The organism is Pseudomonas sp. P5_A2_2, assembly GCF_054177685.1.
This window is the reverse complement of sequence record NZ_JBGCUL010000386.1, coordinates 1-4,173: the sequence shown is the minus strand read 5'-3', so window position 1 is coordinate 4,173 and position 4,173 is coordinate 1. Positions and strand designations below refer to the sequence as shown.

Here is a 4,173-nt window from a genome sequence, read left to right as displayed (position 1 = left end):
TGGTCGGGCTGCCCGGAACGAACAGCGGATCGTCCGGCTGCAGCGGAATGAACACCGTGCCGCTGCCGCCCTTGGTCACCAGGTCGAGACCGTGGTCGAAGAACTGACCGAAGAAGGTCATCCAGGTATTGAACGGCGCGGACAGGCCTGCGTCCGGCGCCACGTTAGGCATGAAAAAGGTCTGGAACGTCGTGCCGTCAGTACGGGTTCCAGTAACCACCTGCGCACCGTCCTTCAAGACATCGTCAACCGTGCCGAGGATGCCATCCAGACCGGGATCGAACGTGGCCGCGACCGCCGCCGGGTTGGTGGCGGTGTTGTCGGCGACCAAATTGCTGATGGTGCGCGGCTGCGAGTCGTTCACCAGGCCGCTGGTCTGGGCGTAAGTGGTGCCCGCCTCCGCCGTATCGAACTGCGCCGGAACCAGTCGCGGGAAGATCGTGTCGGCTGCACCGAACTCGTTCTGAGCCACCACCAGGTTGTTGAACGACCCGTCGACCGTGCGCAGGCCCAAAGGCACCCGTGCATTTGGCAGCATGCCGAGGAGATCCTCACCGGCCGCATTCCTTTCCGCGATCTGAATCTGATCGAGAATGAACTGCAGATCGGCCCGGATATAGTGCACACCGGTGCTGGCGACCGGAGTCTCGACCGGCAGCGGGGCTGCCGGTGGCGGAGCAACGCCGGCTACGACCGCTGCGGTTGGAGCAGAGAACGCCGTCTCGAGCACGCCATTTTCATCCTTATAGACGGCCCTGACGCGCAACTCCAGCCCGGCGAGATCCGGGGTCACCCTGAAGGTCGGCCCGGTTATGTGCGCCAATGCTGCGCCCCCGTCCGCAAGACGGGTGATGTCCTGAAAGACGCCCGTACCCGGGACTGCTTCAAACTGCCAGTAGAAGGCGATCGGTCCGGCAATCGCACCGCCGGTAGCGATGTTGTCCGCATCAGTCACGTCGGCAGCCGACACCCTCAGCAACTGACCCGTGGTCGGCGTAGCGTCCGGGGTGTTGCTGGCAGCATCGAGTATGGTCAGCAAGCCCACCGGGTCGTTGTTGAGCCCGACCCCGCCTGGCAGGGTGAGCGACTGATCGTTKAACTGCAGCCGCTCCATATTGGTCAGGCGGTCGGTGCCGTCGCGACCGACGACGCTGTCGGCCACGGTGGTCACTCCGCCCACGGTGGTGACGGTATAGTCGAGCCGGTTACCGGTGAACAAGGCCGTGTCAAAGGCGGGGGCAGCAGTCAGGATCTCGCGGACGATGACCAGCTGACCGGGGTTGAAGGTACCATCGAGCATGAACGGGATCATGGGCTCCATGCTGTCGAAGGTGGCGATCTCCGGCCCGGTTCCGTCAAGGTTCTGGCGCACGCTGATGCGCACATTCAGCCACATGTCGCCGTCGATCAGGTCGTCACCGCCGCGACCTTCGATGATGTCGCTGCTATCACCGCCGAGGAGGATGTTGCCCGCGCCGAACTGATCGTCTACCGTGCCCAGGATTCCGTCCGGGCCGGCTGCAGCCGCGCCAAGAAACGCCCGCAGACCGTTGACAAGGTCAATATTGGTGAGCACGCTGCCTTGGACACCGGCAGCGGCGATCGCGAGCGCGTCGGCATCATCGCCGGTCAGCATGTCGCTGAACGCCGACCCCGACAGTCCTTCCACCTGGGGGAACTTGGTATGCACGCCTGCAACTGAAGGCGACAGGGCCGATTGCTCGAAGGCGATGCGGCTCATGTCCACAGTCACGCCGTAATGATCATCCTTGTAGGTGRCCCAGTCGAAACCGGACATGCCSWMCATCTTGTCCKGGSCMTCRCTGCCGAYRAAGATGTCATCGCCRCCYTCRCCGATCATTTCRTCGAAGCCGCCGTCACCGCTGAAGACGTCGTTGCCGTCGGTCAACTTTGCCAGCAAAACCGGTGGCAGGTTACCGGTGAAATTGTCGCCGGGGGCGCCGTCCTGGGTCCCGACCTCGATCCAGTCGTCGCCATCGCCGCCCATCATTTGTGCGTTCAGCCGGCTGCCGAGCATGAAGTCATTGCCGGCGCCAGCGAAGACCTCTGAAAAGTCCTCGCCGGTGACGATGAAATCGTTGCCGGCGCCGCCGAGGATGATATTGATGCCGTTGCCGCCGTGGATGACGTCGTTGCCGGCCTCTCCGTGGATGACGTCGTCGCCGCCCATGTCGGTGATGATGTCATCGCCATCGCCACCCTCGATCTCGTCGTTGCCATAGCCGCCTTCGAGGCGATCATTGCCGGCGTCGCCCCAGAGCGTGTCGTCGCCGTCGCCAGCGACGAGAATGTCATTGCCGGCCGTGCCGCCGAGTACCACATGGTCTTCGCCGGTGTACTGCAGGTAGTTGGTATCGGGACCGACCGTGTTGGGGTTGTCGCGGATGACCAGCGGCGTGATCACGACGCCGTTGATGATGATGCCGCCAGTGGGATCGGCATTGCCGGGCAGGTCGTCGACGGTGCCCAGTATGCCGTCCGGACCGGCAATCACGCTCCGGTTGAACTGCCTGGTCGGGTCGACCTCAAGGGTAAAGGTCGGGCTCGAGAACATGAGGGCCGGGAGATGGGTCGCGTCGGTGTTGAGCATCACCATCTTGGCGAACGAGTTGTTCTCGAGCTCGCTCAGGAAGTTGAGTCCCTGGGTGCGGTGCAGGTAGTAGAGCCGGTCGCCGTTCTGCAGCTTCTCGAGCTGGTCCTCGAAGACGAAGTTGAAGGTCGAGCCGAGCATRCCGCCGAACGGCATTTTTTCCTCGGCCAGGCCGCCGACCCAGAAGTCGATGTCATCAACGCCGGAGATGGTAAAGTCGTCTGCGGTGTTCGGAATACCGTCCGCCCCGGCGTTGTTCGCCCAGACACCGGTGCTGTGGAGGAAGTCCAGGCGATCCACCGGCTCACCGACGCCGCCCAACACCAGGAGCGTGGCCGCTACGCGTTTCGCGTCGAGCGTGGTGGCGCTGGTAATGGAGGCGTGCGTGCCGTAGGCGGCGATGAAGTTGATCAGCGATTCCGGGTGCTTCAGGTGTTGCGCCAAATCGGCCCAGCTGGTGTAGGGCTTCAGTTGGCTGTCGCCGGTGCCGGCGTAGAATTCACGGCGCGCCGCGTTCAAGGACGGGATGCCGGCATCGCGGCCGCGCGCGATATTGAGGGCGGGCAGGTCGAGCGGCAGGCCCAGCAAGTTGTTGCGCACCGCTTCGGTGACGAACTCATCGATCTCGTTGCCGACCTGGCGCGTCAAGCCGCGGACGATGGCGCCAGCCGCCTGCTCCGGGGTCGGGCCGCTGGTCGCAAACGCCAGCGGGTTGAGGAAGGCCTGGATCAGGCCGATCTCGCTGGAGACGAAGTTGGGGTCCAGCCGGTCGATTGTCTCGGTCAGCATCGAGTGGCCGAAGCGAAAGACCGTGTGCGCGAACTCGGCGACGATCGACGGATTGATCGTGTCATCGAAGTCCAGGAAGGCGTCGACTTGCGGTTGAATGGTACGCGCGAACTCTTCGAACACCAGGTGCTGATACTGCATCTCGGTGCCGAACTTGGCCGCCTGGAACAGGCGCTCACCGTTCCAGTTCAAGGTCGTCAGATCAGCAGGAACAGCCGTGACTGGCGTCAGCAGCCACTGGTTCAGGAACGTCAGGTCGCCGGCGGCCGTTGAGGCGAGGATCGTGTCCTTGGTCTGCTGGACCAGCCGGTTGTGCTCCGAGTGGAAGATGGAGTGGACGGTGGTCAGGCCGATGTTCTCGTTGACCCGGCCATCGCCGGCGATGTAGTGCGCGTCGAGCAGCTCGTTGTCGTAGAAGCCTGCGGCCAGCGGGCCGCCGGCAACGAGGTCGGCATCGGCCGTCAGTGGCGCACCGGTTTGGCTGTCCACCGGGCTGGCATTGTGCGCGATGTCGATGAGGAACTGATGACCGGTGCGGATCGCCAGCGATGCGTCAATCGGCGCCAGCGGATTGCCCTCGAGCAAGCCGGTCGCGGTCACTATCTGCGCAAAGCCGTTCGCCCCCCGAATGAAGTTGCCGTAGGGGTCGGTCGCCAACAGCGGCAGGTCGAGGACGTCGAGATCGTCGAGATTAATGCCAAGAATGTCGCGCGCCTGCGCCTTCACCACTTTCCAGGTGGCCATCCCGCCGATTTCGACGTCGTCGGCTGTGC

At 63.8% G+C, this 4,173-nt stretch carries 1 protein-coding gene; it reads right to left on the bottom strand.

The window, feature by feature from the left end; translation table 11 throughout:
* The coding region (locus tag ACXRVY_RS18905; protein ID WP_458237975.1) for a peroxidase family protein at positions 1–4,173 on the bottom strand (4,173 nt) is incomplete at both ends.